General features: G+C 71.6%; 17 protein-coding genes. 16 read left to right on the top strand and 1 reads right to left on the bottom strand.

Features of this window, described 5'->3' with window-relative positions:
- Positions 1–166: 166 nt before the first annotated feature.
- The 8 genes from ACLII4_RS16330 (at position 167) to ACLII4_RS16295 (ending at position 13,072) form a co-directional block, all read left to right on the top strand.
- Positions 167–1,201, top strand: coding sequence for a LacI family DNA-binding transcriptional regulator (locus ACLII4_RS16330; protein WP_412068456.1), 1,035 nt, complete (start codon positions 167–169; stop codon positions 1,199–1,201).
- A gap of 37 nt (positions 1,202–1,238) precedes the next feature.
- Positions 1,239–1,694 (top strand): hypothetical protein, encoded by a 456-nt coding sequence (locus ACLII4_RS16325; RefSeq protein WP_412068455.1) that lies wholly within the window; start codon positions 1,239–1,241, stop codon positions 1,692–1,694.
- A 102-nt stretch (positions 1,695–1,796) separates the two neighbouring features.
- Positions 1,797–3,038 carry an extracellular solute-binding protein gene (locus ACLII4_RS16320; protein WP_412068454.1) on the top strand — a complete coding sequence of 414 codons (1,242 nt, stop codon included), beginning with the start codon at positions 1,797–1,799 and terminating at the stop codon, positions 3,036–3,038.
- A gap of 116 nt (positions 3,039–3,154) precedes the next feature.
- Positions 3,155–4,102, top strand: coding sequence for a carbohydrate ABC transporter permease (locus ACLII4_RS16315; RefSeq protein ID WP_412068453.1), 948 nt, complete (start codon positions 3,155–3,157; stop codon positions 4,100–4,102).
- An 85-nt stretch (positions 4,103–4,187) separates the two neighbouring features.
- Entirely contained in the window at positions 4,188–7,706 is a 3,519-nt protein-coding gene (locus ACLII4_RS16310; RefSeq protein ID WP_412068452.1) for an amylo-alpha-1,6-glucosidase, read from the top strand.
- A 103-nt stretch (positions 7,707–7,809) separates the two neighbouring features.
- Positions 7,810–8,634: a sugar ABC transporter permease gene (locus tag ACLII4_RS16305; RefSeq protein ID WP_412068451.1), complete on the top strand. Its 825-nt coding sequence runs from the start codon at positions 7,810–7,812 to the stop codon at positions 8,632–8,634.
- Between the two features lie 179 nt (positions 8,635–8,813).
- The gene (locus tag ACLII4_RS16300) at positions 8,814–12,149 is read left to right on the top strand and encodes a carboxypeptidase regulatory-like domain-containing protein (RefSeq protein ID WP_412068450.1); all 3,336 of its coding nucleotides are present in this window, start codon (positions 8,814–8,816) and stop codon (positions 12,147–12,149) included.
- Positions 12,150–12,448: 299 nt separating this feature from the next.
- On the top strand, positions 12,449–13,072 hold the full coding sequence (locus tag ACLII4_RS16295; RefSeq protein ID WP_412068449.1) for an SAM-dependent methyltransferase: 624 nt from the start codon (positions 12,449–12,451) through the stop codon (positions 13,070–13,072).
- Between the two features lies 1 nt (position 13,073).
- On the opposite strand, the gene ACLII4_RS16290 is transcribed toward ACLII4_RS16295, so the two are convergent.
- A complete protein-coding gene (locus ACLII4_RS16290; protein WP_412068448.1) occupies positions 13,074–14,219 on the bottom strand; it encodes a glycosyltransferase in 1,146 nt (381 codons plus the stop codon).
- A gap of 57 nt (positions 14,220–14,276) precedes the next feature.
- Between ACLII4_RS16290 and ACLII4_RS16285 the strand changes: the two genes are divergently transcribed.
- The 8 genes from ACLII4_RS16285 to fmt all read left to right on the top strand — a co-directional run bounded on the left by ACLII4_RS16285 (position 14,277) and on the right by fmt (position 23,434).
- Positions 14,277–14,939: a CDP-alcohol phosphatidyltransferase family protein gene (locus ACLII4_RS16285; protein ID WP_412068447.1), complete on the top strand. Its 663-nt coding sequence runs from the start codon at positions 14,277–14,279 to the stop codon at positions 14,937–14,939.
- A gap of 144 nt (positions 14,940–15,083) precedes the next feature.
- A complete protein-coding gene (gene ftsY, locus ACLII4_RS16280) occupies positions 15,084–16,052 on the top strand; it encodes a signal recognition particle-docking protein FtsY (RefSeq protein WP_412068446.1) in 969 nt (322 codons plus the stop codon).
- A gap of 186 nt (positions 16,053–16,238) precedes the next feature.
- Positions 16,239–17,570 carry a GWxTD domain-containing protein gene (locus tag ACLII4_RS16275; RefSeq protein WP_412068445.1) on the top strand — a complete coding sequence of 444 codons (1,332 nt, stop codon included), beginning with the start codon at positions 16,239–16,241 and terminating at the stop codon, positions 17,568–17,570.
- A gap of 36 nt (positions 17,571–17,606) precedes the next feature.
- Complete coding sequence (locus ACLII4_RS16270; protein ID WP_412068444.1) at positions 17,607–19,877, top strand: carboxypeptidase regulatory-like domain-containing protein; 2,271 nt, start codon at positions 17,607–17,609, stop codon at positions 19,875–19,877.
- Complete coding sequence (locus tag ACLII4_RS16265) at positions 19,874–20,668, top strand: hypothetical protein (RefSeq protein WP_412068443.1); 795 nt, start codon at positions 19,874–19,876, stop codon at positions 20,666–20,668. Before ACLII4_RS16270 ends, ACLII4_RS16265 begins: the two co-directional genes overlap by 4 nt.
- Positions 20,665–21,513: a hypothetical protein gene (locus tag ACLII4_RS16260; RefSeq protein WP_412068442.1), complete on the top strand. Its 849-nt coding sequence runs from the start codon at positions 20,665–20,667 to the stop codon at positions 21,511–21,513. The genes ACLII4_RS16265 and ACLII4_RS16260 overlap by 4 nt, the downstream gene beginning before the upstream one ends.
- Before the next feature lie 14 nt (positions 21,514–21,527).
- The gene (locus ACLII4_RS16255) at positions 21,528–22,382 is read left to right on the top strand and encodes a hypothetical protein (protein ID WP_412068441.1); all 855 of its coding nucleotides are present in this window, start codon (positions 21,528–21,530) and stop codon (positions 22,380–22,382) included.
- Between the two features lie 122 nt (positions 22,383–22,504).
- Positions 22,505–23,434, top strand: a complete 930-nt coding sequence (gene fmt / locus ACLII4_RS16250; protein WP_412068440.1) for a methionyl-tRNA formyltransferase — start codon at positions 22,505–22,507, stop codon at positions 23,432–23,434.
- Positions 23,435–23,490 lie beyond the last annotated feature (56 nt).

Here is a 23,490-nt window from a genome sequence, read left to right as displayed (position 1 = left end):
GAGCGCACCGAGGCGGCCGGCGCCGATCTTGGCGTGCCGCTGAGCCCGGGCCTGCAGAGTCGGGGCGACGGGAGATCCACACCGGTCCCCGGGGCGTACGACCCCCTCAACTTGCCGGGGCGGCTCGCGGCGGGTATCCTCTGAAAGCGCTTCCATAGGCCCCGGCTTGCCCGTCACCATCTACGACATCGCCGATCAGGCCGGTGTCTCCATCGCGACCGTCTCGCGCGCCTTCAACGGCCACCCCCGCGTCTCGGAGACCACTCGGCAGAAAGTGTTCGGGGTCGCCGAGGACTTGGGCTACGTGCCCCACGCGAGCGCGCAGAGCCTGGCCCGGCAGTCGACGCGGCTGCTTTCGGCGATCCTGCCGATGATGACCTCGGCCTTCTTTATGGAGGTGCTCCGAGGCGTGCAGGACCGGCTCGACGAAACCGATTTTGACCTGCTCGTCTACGCCAGCCGCTCGCTCGATCGCGTCGGCGCCCAGCTCGACCGGGCCGTCCAACGGGGCCGCGCCGACGGGATCTTCGCGATCTCGACGCCGCTCGACGACGCCCGTGCGGCCCAGATCACGACATCGCTCCAGCCGGCCGTGCTCATCGACGCGCACCACCCGGCGCACGACTCGGTGACGGTCGACAACCGCCGGGGCGGGGCCATTGCGACGCAGCACCTGTTGGACCGGGGCCACACGAGGATCGCGATGCTGATGCCCGCCGCCGACTCCGGCCCGGGCGTGCGGCGTCGGTCGGGCTACCTCGACACGCTGGCGGCGGCGGGCATCGCGCCGGACCCGGACTTGATCGTCGAGGCCGAGTGGGACGAAGGCCACCACGGCTACACGCGCTACGCGGGGTACCGGGGCATGCAGGCGCTGCTGGCGCGGTTCGAGGGCCGGCCGGACGCCCCGACCGCCGTCTTCGCCGCCGCGGACGTGCTGGCGTACGGGGCCCTGCGCGCCGCCCGCGAGGCGGGGATCCACGCCCCCCGCGACCTCGACGTGGTCGGGTTCGACGACATCGAGTCGAGCGCCTACGCCGGGCTCACGACGGTCCGCCAGCCGATGTACGACATGGGCCGCGTCGGCGCCGACCTCTTGCTCCGCCGTTTGGACGGTGGCGACGGCGACCCGCAGCACGTCGTGTTCGCGCCCGAACTCGTCGTCCGCGAGTCGACAGGCGGGGCGGGCCCCCTCGCGTGAGCCGGCACGAGGGGCCGACTCGCGGCGTTCTCTGCGCATGATCCGTGCCCTGACGTTGCTGGCCGCCCTCGCGGCTGGCGCCCACGCCCAGCCCGCCGAGACCGACGCCGCCACGCACGCTGCCAGCCGGGCGCTGCTGGCGGTCGAGTCCGCAGATGCCGACGCTGTCCTGGCAGCCGTGCTGGCGGCCGGGGCGCTGGGGGGGCTCGACGTGGTCGCTGTCGCGGGCCGCGCCGTCGCCGTGCGGACCGCCAGCGGACTGGTGGCCTTCAATCCGACCGATGAGCCTGTCTTCCTTCGTCTGCCGGGCGACCGGATGCCGCCGCCGCTCGTCCCCGTGGAGGCCTCGCGCGACGCCGGGCGGATCGCGTCGCTGGTCGCCCTCGTCGGCGACGACGACACCTTGTTTGGGCTCCGCGTGCCGCCCCGGGTGACTGTGGTGTATCGTCCGGCGGCCCCCAGCGACGTCCGCCCCCGCGGCTTGGACGAGTGAGGGGATGGGAAAGGGGAACTGGCAATCGGAACGCCCCGGCTCGGTGCCGACACGAGACACCCTTTCCTGACCACCGCCAACCGACATCTGAGGACCGACCTCATGCGCTTCGTTTTCGCTCTGCTGCTGGCCGCCGGCCTCTCCGCGTGCGGCGCGCCGACCGGGCCGCCGCCCGAGGGCGAGCCGGTCGTCGTGCGGATCTGGCACCAGAAGACCTCCGCCGAGCGCACGTTCCTCGAGGGCTGGGCCGCCGCCTACAACGCGCGTCAGGACACCGTCGAACTCGTGACGCTCTACAAGGAAAACGAGGAGCTCCGCAACCACTACGTCTTCGCGGCGATCGGAGGGAAGGGCCCGGACTTGGTCTTCGGCCCGGCCGACAACATGGGCACGCTCGGCATCACCGAGACCATCCGCCCGCTCGACGGACTCGTCGATGCCGACTACCTCGCCGGGTTCACCGAGGACGGGCGCGTGATGTACGACGGCCAGATCTATGGGCTCGCCGACCAGATCGGCAACCACTTGACGTTCGTCTACAACCCGGCCCTGCTGGCGGAGCCGCCCGCCACGCTCGCCGAGTTGGCGGCGCTCGGCGCCACGCACACCCGAGACACCGACGGCGACGGCGCGCCGGACCAGTACGCGCTCGTCTGGAACTACACGGAGCCGTTTTTCTTCGTGCCGTTCCTGACCTCCTTTGGCGGCTGGGTGATGGACGAGGTGGGCAACCCGACGCTCGACACGCCCGAGACCGTCGCCGCCATCCAGTACGTCCTCGACCTGCGCGACCGCTGGGGCGTCTTGCCCCGCGAGGCCGACTACGAGACCGCAAAGGCCCTCTTCCGTGACGACCTCGCCGCGGCCACCATCGACGGGCCGTGGTCGTGGACCGGCTACGCCGAGGCGGGCGTCGATGTCCAGCTCGCGCCGCTCCCGCTCAACGAGGCGACGGGCCTGTACGCGCAGCCGATGGCCGCCGCCAAGGCGTACTCGCTCAACCCGGCCGTCCCCGACTGGAAGCTGGCGACGGTCTTGGACGTCCTGCGGCTGTTGACCGACGACGCTATCCAGTCCGACATGACGCGCCAACTGGCGACGATCCCGGTTCGTGCCGCCGTCCGCGCTAGCGACGTGATGCAGTCGAGCGAGACGCTGACGCAGAGCCTGGCCCAGATCGAGCACTCGCGGCCGATGCCGACCGAGCCGCAGATGCGCCAGATCTGGGACGCCATGCGCGGCCCCTATCAGCTCGTGATGAACGGGCAGGTCACCGCCGCCGAGGGCGCCCGCTTGATGCAGGAGCAGGCTGAGAAACGCATCGCCGACACGTTTTTGGAATGAGAGACTAGGGACTCTGGGGACTGGGGACTGAAGGGCCCTCAATTCTGCCGTCCCAACTCGAGCATCTCTGAATTCCCCCGGTCCCCGTAGTCCCCCTGTCCCTCCAGTCCCGCCCGATGCTCAACGCCCCCACCGACGCGCTGGCGATCGACCGCGCCGCCGAGACGCCGCCCGCGCCCCGCGAGGACTGGGGCCGGCGCTGGTTCTTGGCCGCGTTGCTGGGTCCGACCGCGCTCGTCGTGCTGGCCGTCGTCGCCTTCCCGTTCGTGTACAACGTGGCGATCTCGTTCAGCAACATGAACATCTACACCTTGCGGGACTGGGAGCTCATCGGGCTCGACCAGTACCTCGCCGTGTTCGCCGAGCCCGCGTTCTGGAGCGTGCTCGTCAAGACCCTGATCTGGACGGCCGTCAACGTCGTCTTCCACGTCGGGCTGGGTGTGTTTCTGGCGGTCATCCTGCACCAGTCGTTTATCCGGGGCAAGAGCGCGTGGCGCGTGCTGCTGATCCTGCCCTGGGCCGTCCCGCAGTACATCACGGCGCTGACGTGGCGGGGGATGTTCAACTACGAGTTCGGCGCCGTCAACCTGCTCGTCGAAGGGCTGGGCGGGAGCGCCATCTCGTGGCTGAGCGACCCGACGACGGCCTTCGTCGCGGCCATCATCACGAACGTCTGGCTCGGCTTCCCCTTTATGATGGTCATCGCACTCGGCGGGCTGCAGTCGATCCCGACGGAGCTCTACGAGGCCGCGCGTGTCGACGGCGCGAACGGGTGGGTCCAGTTCAAGACGATCACCGCGCCGCTCCTCAAGCCGGTCATGGCCCCGGCCATCACGCTGGGTGCTATCTGGACGTTCAACAACATCAACGTCGTGTGGCTGGTCTCGAACGGGGGCGAGCCCAACGACCAGACGCACATCTTGGTGAGCTACGTCTACGAGGCGGCGTTCTCGATGTACCGCTTCGGGTGGGCGGCGGCGCTGTCGATGGTCATCTTCGGCGTCCTGTTCGTGTTCACGCAAGCCTTCCTCAACCGGACCCAGGCCGCCGAGTCGGTGTACTAGCCCCGCTGGCGCCCGAGCGATGGGTCGCCCATTCCACATTGAGTCATCTCCGCGCAGGCGGGGATCCATACAGCCTCCCATCCGCTTGCCTCGCCCCGGCTTCGTTTACATCCTCGCCAGCAAGCCCAACGGCACGCTTTACATCGGCGTGACCACCGATCTCGCCCGGCGCCTCGACGAGCCCCGCCGCGGGGAAGGCTCTTCGTTCGTCGCTGAGCACGGCGTGACCCGGCTGGTCTATGTCGAGCCGCACGACGCCATCCGCGACGCGGTCGAGCGTGAGAGGCGACTGAAGAAATGGAATCGAGAGCGGAAGCTGCGGTTGATCCGCGAGCAGAACCCGACGTGGCGAGACCTCGCCATCGACCACGACCGCCAGCCCGGAGGGGGTGGAGGCATCGGGTCAGCTCGCATGGATCCCCGCCTTCGCGGGGATGACTCGGGGGGTGGAGAGGCGTCGTCCAGAACCGGGGCGCGCTCCCGCATATCGCTGGCGGCCGCGCTGCTGGCGACGCTCGTCGTGCTCGGCGCGTGCGGCGGCGAGCCGCCCGAGAGCCAACTCGTCGGCGAGGGGCCCGCGTCGTTGGTGGCGCTCGCGGTCGAGGTCGAGGCGCCTGCCAAGGCCGACTCGCTCGGCGTCACGCGGTCCACGTTCCAGGCCGACCCCGGCGGGGCGACGTGGTACGACGCGCTCGCGGGCGCCGGCCGCGACCCCGCGATGGGCCTGTCCGTCGGCGGCCGGACGGCGCTGCACGGCTGGCGCTGGTGGTCCGACGCCGACTCCATCGGGCTCGGCCCGCGCGACCGGATCCGGGGCGTCGCCCGGCCCGACGTGGCCGTGCGGACGTACCTGGAGCAGGACACGACGGGCTTCGTCGCCAAGCTGATCGGGCAGTTCCAGGGCGAGCGCCCGTCGCGGTTGAGCGAGCGCGTCACCCTCCTGGATGGGGCCGCCGAGGGGCAGGCCGCGCTCTACGTCGAGGTGGCCGACTCGGTCGGCGTGGTCGGCTTTCGGCCGGTCCGCAGCGAGCGCCGAGCGGCTGGCGAGTACCGGATTCAGGACGTGGGCGGAACGCTGGTGTTCGCCGCCGCCAGCGACGTGCCGACCGACTCGACCGTGATCCCCGAGGGCCCGATCTGGACGGCCGTGGCCGGCGACGGCATCCGCTCCACGAGCGCCGCCTCCGACACGCCCGAGGGTGGGCGCGACCAGGCGTTCCGGCTTGGCGAGGTGCTCATCGAGACGCCCGGCGCCGTCGCCATCGCGACAGGCGCGACGGCCGAGGCCGCCGCCGCCGCCGCGCGCGATGCCCTCGCGACCGGCGACGCCCGCCGCGACGCTCGCAGCGAGCGGCTGGCGGCGATCGTCGACGACGTCGTGTTCGAGACCGACGACGCGACGCTCAACGCCGCGTACCGCTGGGCCGTCGTGTCGTTGGAGACGTTGACCGTCCGCGACAGCTCGCGCGTGTCGATCCGGCCCGGGCTGCCCGGTGCCGAGCCCGCCTCGTACCCGTCCGCCGCGTGGACCGTCCCGGCCTTCCTGAGCACCGGCCGATGGGAGACCGCGGGCGACCTGATCCGCACGACGGGCGCTGGCCAGATCTTCGACCGCCGCGCCGACCTGCTCGGCCGTGCGCCGGACTTGGTCCGCTTGGACGGTTCCGACGACGTGTTCTCGACCGCCGACGGCACGGCCGTCTTCCTGGGCGCCGCCGGCGACTACGTGCGCACAACGGGCGACCGATCGCTGGTGACGGGCGGGGCCAACTTCTGGTTCAAAACGGTCTTCGCGCTGCGCGGCATCTACGAGCCCGACAGCCGCAACGGCGGGGCGACGGACTCGCTGGGCTTCCTGGTCTCGCGCGACCGGCGCGGGACGTGGCTCGAGGGCGACCCCGAGCGGGGCGGCGTCCGCCGGCGCGGCGCGGTCGCCGAGAACCAGGGCGCGCTGTACCGCGCGCTCGGGACGGCCACCCAGTTTGCCCGCATCATGGGCGTCTCCCAGCGGTCCTCGGCCGTGTGGTACGCCGACACCTCTGCCGTGCTCGTCCGCCAGTTCGAGCGCGCCTTCGCTGACGGCGACCTGCTGGCGGACCGCGTCGACGCGAGCGGACGATCGAGCGACGTGCGCCCCGGCCCGCTGCTGGCGCTCGCGCAAATGGATGGGCTGCCCGCCGCCGACCGCGCCCGCTTCGCCCGCGCCCTCGCCGACCGGCTCGCGTTCCCCTACGGGATCGCGTCGCTGGCGCAGACCGACTCGCTGTTTCACCCGTACCTCGACGCGCCCGAGTACTACACGCCCGAGTCGGCGCGCTCGAACGGCGCCGTGTGGACGTGGCTGGCAGGACCCGTCGCCACGCTGATGGCCGAGACGGGCGGCGCCGGGCCGGCCGCCGCGCTCGTGCAGGCGCAAGCCGAGTTGCTGCTCGACGCGGGCGTCGTTGGCGGCATCCCCGAACTGGTGGCCGGGCACCCGCGCGAGGCCGGGCTGCTCCCCGAGGTCGGCGGCGCGCCGATCCAGCCGTGGAGCCTGGCGGGCTTCTTGGATGCGACCATGCGTGGGCTCGTCGGCGCGCGCTACACAACGGCCGACACGCTTGTCGTCGCGCCCCATCTCCCCGAGGCATGGGGCGAGACGACCGTCCGGTTTCGCCTGCGCGGCGGCACGGTCAGGCTGACGATGACGCAGTCGGCCGACGGGCTGGCGGCGACCGTCGAGCCGGGCGGCGATCTCACCGAAGCGGCCACGCTCGTGCTCGAAGCGGCCGGGCGGCGCGTGGCCGTCCCGCTCGCGGTCGCCAGCGACACGACGGTCACCGCGCGCGAGGCGTTCTCGGTCGACGTCTCCGCCGGTGGGGCGGAGGTCGACGGGGAGGAGGTGGCGTCGTCGCAGACGGCCGCCTTGCCGGATGCCTGGGAAGGGTTCACGTTCGTCGAGCCCGAGCTCCGAGAGGAGTACTCGGTGATGCGGGCCGTCGCGGACCAGCGACAACTCGGCGACGGCCAGATCCTGCGCGACAACCCGCGCGCCGCCGTCGCGCTCACTCAGACCGACCCCTCGGGCGACGACTGGGGTGCGACCAGCACGTTCACCTATCCGGAGGGCGTGCCCCCCGGCGAGCTCGACGCGACCTACCTCGAAGTGGCCCGCGACGACTCGACGACCTATTTCCGAGCCGAGTTCGCTGCCCTCGGCGACAACACGATTGTCGCCTTCGCCATCGACACCGGGGAGGGCGGGGCCGAGACCGTCGGCCGCGGGGCCGACTACGACTTCCCGGACGACGCGGGCTACCAGTACGTCATCATCGTCGGCGACGGGCTCGTCGTCGAGGACGAGCGCGGTCGCGAGATCGGCCGCCTCGGGTCGGGCACGGCCTTCGACCCGTCGACGGGCTCGCTCCAGTTTGCCCTCCCGACGTTCATCGTGCCCTCGCTGCGCGGCGCCCGCGTGACGATGCTCGTCGGGGCCCGCGGCTCCGGGTCGGGCGTCGGCACCTTCCTCCGCGTCGACGACGACGCCTCCGAGGACACCGGCGGCGGCCGCGTCGACAGCCGCTCGCCCAACGTTTACGACGTCGTCGTCGGGTCCATCCGATGAGCGGGGCGGCGGCGAGCGGTTGTCGGTCATCAGAGGCTCTCCACGGACGACCCGCCGCTGACCTCCGATCACTGACGACCGACGACCGACAACCCATCGCTCCATGAAGCTCGTCAGCCGCATCTCCGCCTACGCCACGCTCGCGCTGTTCGTGGTCATCGCGGTCTTCCCGCTGGCGCGGATCCTGACGATCTCGCTGCGCCCGACGGACCAGTTGCTCTCGCGGTCGCTGGCGGTGATCCCCGACGGCGCGACGCTCGACAACTACCGCGTGCTGCTGACCGAGACGCCGTTCTTGCGCTGGCTCGGCAACAGCCTGTTGGTCGCGCTCGTCGTCACCATCACCGGCGTCGCGCTCGCGTCGACGGCCGGGTACGCGTTGTCGCGCCACCGCTTTCGGGGGCGCAAGGCAGCGCTCTCGGGGATCCTGGTCACCCAGATGTTTCCGGCGACGATGCTGCTCCTGCCGCTCTACATCGTCCTCGTGGAGCTGGGGCTCTTGAACTCGTACCTCGGGCTCGTCGTGATCTACTCGGCGACCGCGCTGCCCTTCTGCGTCTGGCAGATGAAGGGGTACTACGACACCGTCCCCGCGTCCCTGGAGGAGGCCGCGCGCATCGACGGGGCGACGCCGTGGCAGGCCTTTTACAAGGTGATCCTGCCGCTCGCGGCGCCCGCGCTCGCCATCACCGCGCTGTTCTCCTTTATGACGGCGTGGAACGAGTACGTCGTCGCGGCGGTCGTCCTGCAGGACACGGAGCTGTTCACGATGCCGGTCGGGCTCAAGCAGTTCCAGGGCTCGATGTCGACGCAGTGGGGGCTCTACGCGGCCGGATCGCTGCTGGTGTCGGTCCCGGTGATCGCGCTGTTTCTGGCCGTGAGCCGGTTCCTCGTATCGGGCCTGACCCTGGGCGCGGTCAAGGGCTGAGCCCCCGTCGATGGCGGGCCGGGGGCCGGGGAGGGCGGGTTAAGACAGGGCAAGATCCGCCGGGCGCGCTCCGAGGCTCGCTTTCGACCGGGGAAGATCCCTACGTTGCCATCGGGCAATGCCCGGCCCCGGACGTCGCCGGGGTCGCCCGGTCGTCACACACACTCTCTCCCGACCTCATGCGACTTCGCCACGCTCTCTCCGCCCTCGCTGTGCTCGCCGCCGTCGCCATCGGCGGCCCAGCGCACGCCCAGGGCGTCACCACGTCCGGCCTCAGCGGCTTCGTCTTCGACGACACCGGCCAGCCCATCCCGGGCGCGAACGTCGTCGCCGTCCACACCCCGTCGGGCACGCGCTACGCGACCTCGACCCGGGTCGGCGGCGCGTACGCGCTCCCCAACCTGCGCATCGGCGGGCCCTACACCGTCACGGCGACGTTCCTGGGCTACCAGGACGCCGTCGAGTCCGACCTCCAACTCCAGCTCGGCCAGACGTTCCGGCTCGACCTGACGCTCAGTGAGACCGCCGTTGGCCTGGACGGCGTGACCGTCGAGGGCGTCGCCGACGAGGTGCTGGCGTCCGACCGCACCGGCGCGAGCACCTACATCGACGCCGCCGAGGTCGCCACGCTGCCGACCGTCAACCGCTCCACGCGCGACCTCACGCGCGTCGACCCGCGCTCAGACGGCAACTTCTCGTTTGGCGGCCGCAACTGGCTCTACAACAACGTCACCCTCGACGGCTCGTACTTCAACAACGCCTTCGGCCTCGACGACCCGTCGCCGGGCGGGCAGGCCGGCGCCGAGCCAGTCCCGTACGACGCCATCGAGCAGGTCCAGGTGTCCATTGCTCCGTACGACGTGCGTGAGAGCGGCTTCACGGGCGCGAGCGTCAACCAGGTCACCAAGTCGGGCACGAACCGGCTCACGGCCACGGCCTACACGTTCTACCGCAACGAGGACTTCGTGGGCAACACGGTCTCGGGCAACTCGGTGATCGCCAACCCGGACCTGTCGTTCAACCAGATCGGGCTGGCGGCCGGCGGGCCGATCGTCCGCGACAAGCTGTTCTTCTACGTCAACGGCGAGCTGTCCCGCCGGGACGACCCCGGCACCAACTTCGTCGCCAACCGCGACGGGACCGTGTCGTTCGGCGAGAGCCGCGTCCAGGCGAGCGACCTCGACGCCATCTCGGCCCGCTTGCGCGACGGCTACGGCTACGAGACCGGCGGCTACGACGACTACCTCCGCGCGACCGACAACGACAAGCTGCTCGCGAAGCTGAACTGGAACGTCAACGAGTCGAACGAGCTGTCGCTGCGGTACAACTACCTCGACGCCTTCCGCGACCTGACGGTCAACCCGGCCGCCATCTCGTTCGCCAACTCGGGCCGTGGGCCCAACGAGTCGAGCCTGCCGTTCGAGAACTCGGGATACCGCATCAACAACGAGCTGCACTCGGTCGCGCTCGAGCTCAACAGCCGCTTCGGGGTCAACTCGAACCGCTTTTTCGCCAGCTACAGCCGCTTCCGCGACTTCCGCGAGCCCAAGTCGGCGCCCTTCCCGACGATCGAAATCGTCGAGGGCGGCGTGACCTACACGACGGCCGGCCACGAGCCCTTCTCGATCCGCAACATCCTGGACCAGGACGTGCTCCAGATCACGAACAACCTGACCATTCCGATGGGCCAGCACATCGTGACGGGCGGCGCCAACTTCGAGTACTTCTCGTTCTTCAACTCCTTCAACCTTTTCCGCCACGGGCTCTTCCAGCTCCCGTACTTCCTCGACTTCGAGGGCGACGGCATCCCGAACGGCTCCACCTTTTTCGGGGTCGACCAGTTCCTGGCCGTCACGAACCCGTCCTTGCCGCTGTGCGGGCCGGGCGCGGACCTCTTTAGCGAGGCCGGCACGTCGTGTCGCGTCGACCTCAACGGGATGGTGACCTCGGAGTCGCTCGCGTTCAAGGGCGAGACCATCGACGTCGGCCAGGTGGGCGTCTACGTCCAAGACGAATGGCTCGTCTCGCCCCAACTCAGCCTGACGATGGGCCTGCGCGTCGACGCGCCTTTCTACGTCACCGAGCCGGTCGCCAACCCGTTCTCGACCGGCCTCACGGCGCTCGACGAGAACGACGCCGCCGAGACCGTCGACCAGGCCTCGCTGCCGGGCGCGACGCTGCTCTTTTCGCCGCGCCTCGGGTTCAACTACTCCCCGGGTACGGAGCGCTCGACCCAGGTCCGAGGCGGGACGGGCATCTTTACCGGCCGCGTCCCCTTCGTCTGGATCGGGAACGTGATCTCGAACCCGGGCGCGAACCCGAACCTGCCCGGCGCCGAGCCCTACACCTCCATCGACGAGGACCTGCGGACGAGCGACGAGGCCACCCTCCAGCAGTCGTTCGACCTCAACGCGATGGACGACGACTTTCGCTACCCGCAGGTCTGGACCACCAACCTCGCCGTCGACCAGCGCTTGCCCGGCGACGCGCTGCTGACGCTCGAAGGGATCTTCGGGAAGGACCTCAACGCCGTGTACATCCGCAACGCCGACCTGCGCACGCCGGTCCGGACGCTGGCGGACGGGCGCCCCTACTTCGGGGCCCAGGAGGGTGGCCAGGAGCTCAACCCCGATGGCGGTGCGGGCATCTACGTCATCGACAGCTCGTCGGAGGGCTACAACCTGAGCCTCACGGCCCAGCTTCGGAAGGCGTTTGGGGACAACCTCAACCTGTCCGGCGCCTACGCCTACACGCAGTCCGAGAACCTCTTCTCGACGACCGAGATCGCGTCCGTCCTGTGGGGCTCGAATCCGGTGCAGGGCGATCCCAACCGGCCGCAGCTGGCGCCGGCCCAGTTTGGCCAGCCGCACCGGATCATCGGCACGGCGCTCTACCGGATGGACTGGAGCGAAACGGCCTCGACCAGCGTCGGCGTCTTCGCGACACTCGCCAAGGGCAACCAGTTCTTGTACGCTGGCGGCAACCGCTACTCGTTCACGTACTCCGGCGACGTCAACGGCGACGGCTCGGGCGGCAACGACCTGATCTATATCCCGGCCTCGGCCGGCGAGATCCGGTTTTCCGAGACCGACGGCGCGGGCAACTTCGTGGGCACGGCGGCCGATCAGTACGCGGCGCTCGACCGGTTTATCGCGCAGGACTCGTATCTGAGCGAAAATCGGGGGAGCATCGCCGAGCGCAACGGGGCGGTCAACCCGTGGTACTCGTCGGTCGACCTGCGCATCCTTCAGGACCTGTCGTTCCTGACCGGCGACGCCCGAAACACGCTGCAGCTCAGCCTCGACCTGCAGAACGTGGCCAACCTGATCAGCTCCGACTGGGGCGTGCGCAAGGTGGCCAGCCCGGCCGCCACGTCGCCGCTCTCTCTTGTCGGTTTCGACAACAGCGGCGAGCCGCTGTTCAACTTTACCGGCCCGGCCACCACGTTCGTGGACGACCCCAGCGAATTCTCGCGCTGGCGCGCCCAGGTCGGCATCCGGTACCGCTTTAACTAGGCCATCGTGACCGTCAACCTGATCGCCCCTCGTGGCCCAGTTTCCGCGCCAGCCGCGTTGCACTCGTCGTCCGGAGCTGCGGCCCCGCACACCTCGCGCGCCTTGCGGGCACGAAACCTGACCTCACGAAGGTCTGATCTCGTGAACGTCACGACGACCTAGCGCTCGCGCAAGCAAGCGCCCCTGCGGGCCCGTCGGCTTCGGCTGGCGGGCCCGTTTGTTTTGAGTGGGGGAGGGGCGCGCGCGGTGGAGCGGGTGCGGCGCGAGCGCGTACACCGATCCCGCCTCCATTCCGACCCATGCCCGGCCCTCCGCCCGACTTCTGGGACGCCCGCTACGCCGAGCCCGCGCTCGCGTACGGCGACGCGCCCAACGACTTTCTCGCCGCCGTCGCCGACCGGATCGCATTCAACAGTCGCGTGCTGTGCCTGGCCGAGGGGCAGGGCCGCAACGCCGTCTGGCTCGCCGAACAGGGCCACGCCGTCACCGCCGTCGACCGCTCGGCCGTGGGGCTGGCGCGAGCGGAGGCGCTGGCGACCGCGCGCGGCGTCGAGATCGAGACCGTCGTCGCCGACCTCGCAGACTTCGACCCCGGCGAGGCGGCGTGGGATGCCGTGGTGTCCGTCTTTGCCCACCTGCCGACCGACGTCCGGCGCCCGCTCCACCGGCGCGTGGTGGCGGCGCTCCGGCCGGGCGGGATGTTCATCCTGGAGGCCTACACGCCCGCGCAGACCGAGCGCGACACCGGCGGCCCGTCCGGCCCCGAGGCCGTCGATATCACGATGACCGCGGCGGGGCTGGCGGACGAACTGGCCGGGCTCGACGCCGAGATCCTGCACGAGGCCGAGCGGGCGGTTGTCGAGGGCCCGTACCACCGGGGCGACGCGGCCGTCGTGCAGATGCTGGCGTGGAAGCCGGGCTGAGTCACCAGCGCTTGGGCGTCGGGAGCGCGCCGAGCACGGCCAGGATCTGGTGGTACACGGCCGAGGCGCCGTCGAGCACGGGTTGCCACAGGCGCACGTCGGGCTCGTCGCCCAGCCCGTCGAGCACGTCGCCGATCACGGACCGCTGGAGCAGCAGCTTGGCCGCCAGCAAGCCCCAACCGATGGGCGTGCCCAGCGCGACGTGGAGGACGGGCGCGGCGACCCACAGCACGAGGTTCGAGATGTGGACGGCCCCGAGCGCGACGAGCACGGCCGGGGCGTAGTGCGTCCCGGCGCTGGCGTGGCGGCGCTTCTGGCGCCAGAACGCGCGCCACGTCGGCGGGGCGGGCGTCGGGACTGCCGCCGCCGGGTCCCAGACGTACCGGACGGGCGCAGCCTTCGTGCGAGCGACCTCCTGCACGAGCAAGTCGTCGTCGCCGGACAGCGACCCGGCGGAGTGCGCGAAGCCGCCCAGCCGCGCTAGCAGGTCGCGGGGATAGGAAAAATTGCGGCCGACGGCGTGCCACGGTCGCCCCAGCCCCACGCCCGCCGCCGCCAGCGCGGCCGTCTGCACGGTCTCGTAGCGGACGAACCGGTTCAGCGCGCCGGGCTCGCGGACGTACGGCCCGTAGCCGACCAGGACGGCGCCGTCGTCGGCCCCGTTGGTGCCCACCGCCGCTCGCGCGAGCGGCGCCAGCCAGTCCGGACCGGGCTGCCCGTCGGCGTCGGTGAACGCCAGTCTCGGGTGGCGCGCGGCCTCGACGCCGCGTTCGAGCGCGTGCTTTTTGGGCGGCAGACCGGCCGCCTCGGGCGCCCCGTCGTCGACGCGGACGACGCGGAGCGGGACGGGAAAGTCGGCGGCGCGCCACGCGGCGAGCGCGCCCGTCCGGTCCGTCGAGCGGTCATCGACGATCACGACCTCGAACGGGCGGTGCCCTTGCGCCGCGAGGGCGTCGAGGAGGGTCGGCAGTCGGTCGGCCTCGTTGTGCGCGGCGACGACGACGCTGATCGGCAGGCCGGCGCCGAGCGCGGCCTCGGCGTGCGCCAGCGGCTCCGGCCCGGCCTCGCGCACGCGGCGCACGCCCACGGCGACGGCCGCCCACACGGCGAGTTGGACGGCGAAGGCGATGAGGGCGACAGCGAGCACGAGGAGACCGAGGGGGGCCGCAAGATCGCCGGTATCTTGACCCCGACCGACCGCCCCATGCTGACCTCGCCCGCCCGCTCGCCAGGACTCCCCGAGATGGGACGGTTCTGGACGGCCGCGAATATGCTGAGCCTGTCGCGCGCCGTGCTCGTGGCGCCGATCGCCGTGCTCGTCTACCAGGGCGGCCCGCTCGGGCCCATGTTCGGCTTGATCGGGCTGGCGATCGCGACCGACTGGTTTGACGGCCGCGTCGCGCGCTGGAGCGACACCGTCAGCGAGTGGGGCAAGGTGCTCGATGCGACGGCCGACAAGCTGGCGGCGGCGGCGGTGACCGTCGCGCTCCTGCTCCGGCCCGAGGAGGCCGGCCCGTCGCTGCCGCTGTGGTTCGTGGCGCTCGCCGTCACCCGCGACGCGCTGCTGGCGATCGGCGGGCTGCTGCAGTCGCGGCGGCTGGGGCGGTTCACGTCGTCGCTGTGGAGCGGGAAGGTGGCGGTGGCCGCGCTGTCGGTGACGGTCATCGCGGCCCTGCTGGAGGCGTCGCCGCGCGTGATGGAGGCGCTCGTCGGCCTGACGGCGGCGGTGATGGTGTACTCCGTGGTCAAGTACGGCGTCCGCTTCGCGGCCGTGATGCGCCACGGCGAGGCGGCGCTCGAGGACGACGGCACGACGTTGCGCGCCCAACACCGGCTGGTTGGAAGGAAAGGAGGAGTAGAGGAGTAGAGGCGAGGAGGCGTGCGAGACCGCCAGGCCGCGTGCGCCCACAGCTTCCGCTCCTCTTCTCATCCCCTCCTCGTCTCATTCCGCCCCCGGCGGATCCCGCCGTCCCGTCCGCCGGTACGGCCCCCACACCAACGGCATTCCCCCATGGCCCTGTTTGGGTTCAAGCGCAAGGAAACGGAGCAGGCCTCGCTCGAGGCCGGGCTCGACAAGACCCGGGCCGGGCTCTTCGACAAGCTCAGCCGCGCCGTCGCCGGCAAGGACACCGTCGACGAGGAGGTGCTCGACGACCTCGAGGAGGTGCTCGTCACGTCCGACGTGGGCGTCCAGACGACGGTCGACATCATCGGCCGGATCGAGGCGCGCGTCGCGCGCGACAAGTACGTCTCGACGAAGGAGCTCAACGTGGTCATGCGCGACGAGATCGCCGACCTGATGCTCGACAGCGCGCCTGAGCGCCCGGCCGACTTTGGGGCGCCGCTCCCGAACGCGCCGCACGTGGTGATGGTCGTCGGCGTCAACGGCGTCGGCAAGACGACCTCGATCGGCAAGATCGCGCACCAGTACAAGCAGGCCGGCAAGCGCGTGCTCCTCGGGGCCGCCGACACGTTCCGCGCCGCCGCCACCGAGCAGCTCGACGTGTGGGCCCAGCGGGCGGACGTCGAGATCATCAAGCAGTACCAGGGCGCCGACCCCGCCGCGGTCGCCTTCGACACGCTCGCGGCCGCCAAGTCGCGCGGCGCGGACGTGGTGCTGATCGACACGGCCGGGCGGCTCCACAACCAGATCGGGCTGATGGACGAGCTGTCCAAGGTCCGCCGCGTGATGGACCGCCAGGTGCCCGGCGCGCCCCATGAAGTGCTGCTCGTGCTCGACGCCAGCACCGGCCAGAACGCGCTTCGCCAGGCCCAAGCCTTTACCGAGGCCGTCGAGGTGACGGGGCTCGTCCTGACCAAGCTCGACGGCACGGCCAAGGGGGGCATCGTCATTGGCATTTCGAACGAGTTCCAGATCCCCGTTAAATACATCGGTGTGGGGGAGGGGATCGACGACCTCCAGGTCTTCGACCGCGCGGCCTTCGTGGCCGCCCTCTTCGGCGACGCCGCCGCGGCCTGACCGCCGCTCGTGACGCCCGCCCGACGGTTCGCCCGCCCGTTCAGACGGCTCGCGGATTGCCCTTGTGTAAGCGCTCCCGTGCACAGCATCTTCCTGACTGCGCCCACCCGCGCCCCTGCCTCCACCAGCGCCCTCTCCGAGCCTATGCGCGCTCGTTACTCCAAGGTTGTCCCCGATGTGATGGGGATGGCTCGCCGTTTCGCCCTGGTCGCGCTCGTCGCGATCGGGTCCCCACTCGCGATCGCCCAGGCCGCCTATACGCCCGCCTTCGACGTCGAAGTCGCCACGCGGCGCGCCGAGACGACCGATGGACCGGCCTCGCGGCTGGACGTGTACACGGCCGTCCCGAACACCAGCCTGCGGTTTCTGGCGCGTGAGGCCGGCTTCGAGGCCAGCTACGCCGTCACCGTCGAGGTCTACGCGCTCGGCGACGACGGCGAGCAGCAGTCGCTCGTCGTCAGCCGCACCTTCGAGCGCGACGTGGCCGCCGAGGCCTACGACGACACCCAGGACTCCGACCGCGAGGACCGCGCCGTGCAGTCGCTCGAGGTCGGGCCGGGCCGCTACGTCGTCGAGGTCGCCATCGAGGACGGATCGAGTGGTCGGACGCTCTCGCGCGAGGTCGGCCACGTCGTCCGCGACGTCACGAGCGGCGCCGTCGCGCTGTCCGACCCGATGCTCTTGAGCGCCTACGACCCCGCCGCCGGGACGGCCACGCCGATCGTCGGCGCGACGGTCTCGACCGAGGACGACGCCTTCTGGGTCAGCTACGACCTCCACGCCGCCGTCGCGACGCCCGTCCAAGTCACGTACGTCGTCACCGAGCAGTCGCGCGTCCGCGAGCGGCCCTCGTTCGGCGCGCTCCTCGGCTTGGCGCCGCGCCAGCAGGCCGACCTCGGCACGCCGGTCGCCGTGACGGAGCGGCTCGACCTCGAGCCCGGCCGCACGCCCGCCGCCTTCCGCATCGCGACCGAGGGCCTCCAGGTCGGCGACTACACGCTGACGGTCCGGCTCGCGACGCCCGAGGGCGCCCTCATCGCCGAGGCCGACAAGCGGTTCGCCGTCCGCTGGATGGGGCTCGACAGCCAGATCGAGGACCTCGACCAGGCCATCGCCCAGCTCCGCTACGTCGCCAAGCCCGACGAACTCGTTGCCATCCGCAACGCGCCCTCGCCCGAGGAGCAGCGCCGCCTGTTCCTGTCGTTCTGGGACGAGCGCGACCCGACGCCGGGCACGGAGCGGAACGAGGAGATGGAGACGTACTACTTCCGCGTGGCCTTCGCGAACGACAAGTACAGCCGCTTCCACGACCGGGGCTGGAACACCGACCGGGGCGAGATCTTCATCCGGTTCGGCGAGCCCGACTACGTCGAGATGCACCCGTTCAACTACGGGACGCGGCCGTACCAGATCTGGAACTACTACGGCCACGGCCGCCGCTTCATCTTCGTCGATGAGTCGGGCGTGGGTGACTTCCGCCTGCTGATCCCCCACTGGGACGATCGGACCCGGATGTAACGGGCGTAGTCTGGGGCTCGCCGCGACTCTCCGCCCATGAGCCCCCGTCCGCCCGCGCTTGCGGGACCCCTTCTGCGGGCGCTCGCGCTCGGGCTGCTGGCGGCGCTCGCGCTTCCGGTCTCCGCCCAGGCCGTCCGCGGGTTCGTCAGCGACGCCGAGCGCGGCCCGCTCGCGGGCGCCAGCGTGGCCGTCCAACGCGTCGACGCCGCCGACCGGTTGCGCGGTGCCGTCACCGACGCGCAGGGGTTTTATGAGGTCGGCGGGCTGGCGCCGGGCCGCTACGCCGTGCGCGCCAGCTACGTTGGGTACGCGGCGGTGGGGGATACACTTGACGTGGGGGAGGGGCCGACGACGTGGAGCCCGGTGCTCATCGCGGGCGACGCGCTCGACGAGGTCGTCGTCCAGGCCGGCGGCGGCGCGGCGGACGTGTCGGGCGGGCTCCAGCGGATCCGCCCGGCCGACCTCGCGCGGATCCCGTCGCCGGACGTGGCCGGCGACCTCGCGGTCTACCTCCAGTCGCTGCCCGGCGTCGTGACCGTCGGCGACCGGGGCGGGGGGCTCTTCGTGCGCGGCGGCACGCCATCGCAAAACCTCGTGCTCGTCGACGGCGCGCCCGTCTTCCAGCCGTTCCACGTCGTCGGCTTCTTCTCGGCGTTCCCCGAGGACCTGGTCGGCGCGGCCGACTTCTACGCGGGCGGGTTCGGCGCGAAGTACTCGGGCCGGGTGTCGTCCGTGCTCGACGTGACGCTGCGCGAGGGGAGCACCGAGTCGTTCAAGGCCGCCGGGACGGCCGGGCCGTTCGTGGTCTCGGCGCAGGCGGAGGGCCCGCTCGTGCGGGGCCGCTCGTCGTGGATCGCCTCGGCGCGCACGTCCGTCGTGGAGCCGCTCGCGGCGCTCGTCGGCGCGACCGTGCCGCTCCAGTTTTCCGACGGGCTCGTCAAGCTGGCGACGGCGACCGACGCCTCGCGGTGCTCGGCGATGGCGCTGACGACGTACGACCGGGGGCGCTTGGCGGAGGACTCGCCCGACGCCTTCGAGTGGCGCAACGCCGTGCTCGGCGGGCGCTGCATCTCGGCCCCGCCCGGCTTGGACGGCCGCGTCGACGTGGCCGCCAGCTTGAGCCACCTCAACAGCGGCATCGGCGAGGAGGCCGACTTCCTCTTCAGCGAGGGCCGCGAGCGGTCCTCGAAGCTGACCGAGGGCCGCTTTTCGGCCGAGCTGACCCGTTCGCTCGGCGCGGTCCGCCTGCGGACCGGTGCTCGGGCCTCGCTCGTCGTCACCAGATTCCAGCTGGGCGACGCGTCGTCGGCCCGTGAGGACGGCGACTTTCTGCTCGGTGGCGCCGCCCACGTCGAGTTGGAGATCCCGCTCGGGGCGCTGACGCTGACGCCGGGCGTCGCGGCTGTGCTCCGGCCGTATTCGACGGGGGCCGGCCTCGAGCCCCGCCTCCGCGCCTCGTACCTGCCGTCGGGGCGCCTCGGGCCCGAGATCTCCGCCGCCGCCGGGCTCTACCGCCAGTCGCTCGTCGGGCTCACCGACGAGCGCGACGCCGCCAGCCCCTTTATCGCCTGGACTGGCCCGCCGCCCGGCTTCGACGAGCAGCGCGCCGTCCACGTCCTGGGCGGGGCGACCGTCCCGGTCACCCGGAATCTGCGCATCGGCGCCGAGGCGTACGGCCGCCGCATCGACGGGCTGCCGGTGCCGATCTGGAGCGCGCGGACCCAGTTCACGCTCTTGCCAACCGAGGCCCGGAGCACCTCGTACGGCGCCGACGCACGCCTAGAGTGGACCGCCGACCCGGTCTACACGTACCTCTCGTACGCCTTCGGGGTGACGACATACGAGGCCGTCGACGGCGCGTTTCTGGTGCGCGGCGGGACCTCGTACACCGAGTACAACCCCGCGCATGACCGGCGCCACCAGGTCCAGCTCGCGGTCAGCGCGGACGTGGGCGCGGTCAACCTGGGCGCGCGGTGGCAGATCGGGTCGGGCTTGCCGTACACGCGGCCGTACGGCTACGACACCGTCGTGCCGCCGTTCGGGCTCCCCGAGGTCGTCTTCCAGCCCGGCTTCCCGCGCGTCGTGTTCGAGCGGCCGTTCAACGGGCGCCTGCCCGCGTACCACCGCCTCGACCTTTCGGCCGGGAGGGCCTTCGACCTCGGCTCGCGCGCCGCGCTCGACGTCCGGGCCGGCGCCGTCAACGCCTACAACCGGGCCAACGTCTTTTACTACGACGTCTTCCGGGGGCGCCGCGTCGACCAGCTCCCGATCGTGCCCTACGTCTCGGCCCGCCTGCGGACCCGATGAGAGCCTGGGCCCTCCTGCTGCTGGCGCTGGCCGGGTGCGAGTCGTCGTTCGACCCCATCGCGCCCGCCGACCTCCACTTTTCGCTGAGCGGCTACCTCGACGCCTCCGCCGACACGCAGTGGGTCCGGGTCGAGCCCTTCGGGCAGACCGCGGAGACGACCGCCGCCCCCATCGACGCGGTCGTGACGCTCGATGGGCCTGGCGGCGTGGTCGAGTTTCGCCAACAGGTCCGCCTGTTCGTCACCGGCCCCGCGCACCTGTTCTGGACCACGGCCGACGTCGAGCCCGGGCAGGTGTATCGCGTGCGCGCCCGGGCGCCCGACGGATCGACGACGACCGCGCCGGTCGCCATCCCCGACACGGCGGGCGTCACGATCGACGTGATCGCGACCGCCACCTCGTGCCCGATCGTGGTGAGCGTCGCCGGTGCGGAGCGGCTGGCAGACGTCCAGTCGGTGTACGAGGTCTCGCGGCGCGGCCGGCGTCGCACGGTCGTCCGTTCCTACAACGACTTTGTCCGGACCCGGGCGGGGGGGGCGCTGCAAACGTCGGTCTACCCCGGCAGCGACCTCCGTGCGTTCGGGTTCTCTCCGGACGACGACCTCCTCTCCGCGAGCGTGAAGGTGGCCATCGCCACGGCCGACTGGCCGCTCACGCGCGGGCAGTCCATCGAAGACGTGCTGCTGCTGGAGTCCACCGGATTGGATCAGGGAGTCGGGTTCGTCGGCGGCGTGGTCACGTGGACCGTTCCGTTTGCCCCTCGAGAGTGCTACGGCCCCTCCCCGGAATGAGGCGGCTCGCGCTCCTGAGCCTCGGCCTGCTCGCGTCGCTGGCGGCGTGCGAGGTGCCCTTCGACCCCATCGTGCCGTCGGACCTCGTGTTCTCGTTCAGCGGCTACCTCGACGCGTCGGCCGACACGCAGGTCGTCCGCGTCGAGCCCGTGGCCCGGACCGCCGAGGGCGACCCCGGGCTCATTGACGCCGAGGTGACGCTCACCGACCTCGACTCCGGCGCGAGCGTGCCGCTGGCGCAGGAGGTCCGCGCGTTCCCAAGCGGCCCGGCCCACCTGTTCTGGACCGCCACCCCGATCGTGCCCGGCGGCCGGTACCGGCTCGTCGCCCGGCGCGGCGACGGGGCCGAGTCGGCGACGGACGTGGAGATCCCGGAGGACGACGCCTACTCGATCGCCGTCGAGACCGGCCGCGAGACGTGCCCGACGATCGTCGTCATCGCCGGCGCCGAGCGCATCGTGGAGGTGCAGGCACGGTACCGCATTTTCCAGGACGGCCAGATCGTCGAGCGCCGCTACTCGCACGCCGACACGTTCGAGCGGCTCGACGACGGCTCGCTCCGGGCCAAGATCTACTACGCCGACGACGCCGTCGCGATGGGCCTCGACCCCCTCTCCCTGGCCGACGTGATCTCGGCCGACCTCGTCGTGGCCGTCTCGACGACGGCGTGGCCCGACCCGGTCGGGCTGTCGCTGGAAGACATCCTGCAGATCGAGAGCTTTGGCGTTGACAACGGGCTGGGATTCATCGGCGGGGCCGTCACCGAGCAGCGGCCGTTCGTGCCGGGCGTCATCACGTTCGGGTTCGGCCCGACCGCCCAGATCCTGCCCTGCACCGCCCGATAACCTATTCTTCGTGCATGGCCCGTCGACTCCCGGTGCTCCTGCTGGCGCTCGCGCTCGCCGCGTGCGAGGCGCCGCTCGACCCCATCGAGCCGTCGGACCTGGTGTTCGCGATGAGCGGCTACCTCGATGTGACCGCCGACACGCAGTTCGTCCGCGTCGAGCCCTTTGCCCGTGAGGCCGTCAGCACGCCGGGGCCGATCGACGCGACGGTCGAACTGGTCGACCCCGACGGCGACCGGCACCTCATGACCCAGCTCGTCCGCGACTTCCCGACGGGCCCGGGCCACCTGTTCTGGACGACGACACCGATCGAGGCGGGCGCCACGTACCGCATCGTCGCCACCGACGCGGCTGGCGCCACGGCCACGGCGACCGTCCGCACGCCCGACGACGCCGACCTCGCGTTCGAGCTGATCGACGGCCCGCTGTTCTGCCCGACGCTCGTCGCCGTCAGCGGCGCCACGCGCGTGGTGGACGTGCAGGCGCGGTACCGGCTCGAAGGGCCCGGCCGCGTCGGCGAGCGGTACCGGTTCAGCAAGCTCGAATCGCTGATGCAGAGCGCCGCCGGCACGCTCGACGCGACGGTCTACTTCGGCGACGACGCCGATTTCATGGAGATCGACGGCCTGCCCGGCGCCTACCCCGTCGCCGCCGAGTTCGCGGTCGCCGTCGGCACCGACGACTGGCCGGACGTGGAGGGCCTGACGCTGGAGGGCGCGCTCGCTGCGGCGGAGCTGGGCAACGTCGAGCACGGGACGGGCTTCGTCGGCGGCGTCATCACGCGCGCCATTCCGTTCCGCCCGGGCTATGGGCTGATCCCGCCGTTCGAGGACAGCGGCGTCGAGCCGGAGCCCTGCAACTCGGAATAGCCAGGGGCCGCCGCGAGCCGGCGCCGGCGAGCGCCAGCGGATGCCGAGAGCGGAGTTCACCCGGCGGACGTGCACCCGCCGCCGGACAGCGGGACCTTTCGGCCCCCGACCCCCGACTCGTCATGGCCGACTCCCCCCGCATCGTCTTTATGGGCACGCCCGACTTTGCCGTGCCCTCGCTCGACGCGCTCGTCGAGGCCGGGCTCGCGCCGGTCGCGGTCGTCACCGTCCCCGACAAGCCGGCGGGGCGGGGGCAGAAGGTCCGGGAGTCGGCCGTCAAGCAGGCCGCCGCGCGGCACGGGCTCCCGGTCCTGCAGCCCGCCTCAGTGAAGGACCCGGCGTTCGCCGCCGAGGTCGATCGGCTGGCGCCGGAGATCATCGTCGTCGTCGCGTTCCAGATTTTGCCGCCGGCCGTCTACGAGACGGCCCGGCTGGGAGCCTTCAACCTGCACGGCTCGCTCCTGCCCGCGTACCGCGGCGCCGCGCCGCTCCAGCGGGCGCTGATGGACGGCGTCGACGAGACGGGCGTGACGACGTTCTTCCTCCAGCGGACCGTCGACACCGGCAACGTCATCCTGCGCCGCGCCATCGCCGTCGGGCCCGACGACACCGCGGGCGACGTCCACGACCGGCTCGCGGAGATCGGCGCCGAGGCCGTCGTGGAGACCGTGCGCCGGATCGCGGCGGGGACGGCGGCGGCGGAGCCTCAGGACGACACGCTCGCCAGCCCCGCGCCCAAGATCTTCCGCGAGGACGGCCGGCTCGACTGGGCCCAGCCCGCGACGCGCGTCCACAACCACGTCCGCGCGCTCGCGCCCGTGCCCGGGGCGTGGACTGAGTGGGACGGCGAGACGCTCAAGATCCTGCGGACGACGCCGACCGAGGGCGGCGGGGCGCCCGGCGCGGTGACCGTCGACGAGGGCCGCATCTTGGTCGCGTGCGGCGACGGCGCCGTCGAGGTGCTCGAACTCCAGCGCCAGGGCAAGCGCCGCCTGGACGCCGAGGCCTTCTTGAATGGCGTGGACCTCGACGGCGCGCAGTTCGGCGTTTAAGGTCCACGCTGCTGGCGAATCGCCGGACCGCGCCGTGCCAGCGGACCCGCCCGCGG

It is taken from the genome of Rubrivirga aquatilis, from assembly GCF_046845665.1.
In the GTDB taxonomy this organism is placed as follows: domain Bacteria; phylum Bacteroidota; class Rhodothermia; order Rhodothermales; family Rubricoccaceae; genus Rubrivirga.
Note: the sequence above shows the minus strand (reverse complement) of the source record. Positions and strands in the feature narration are given on the sequence as shown.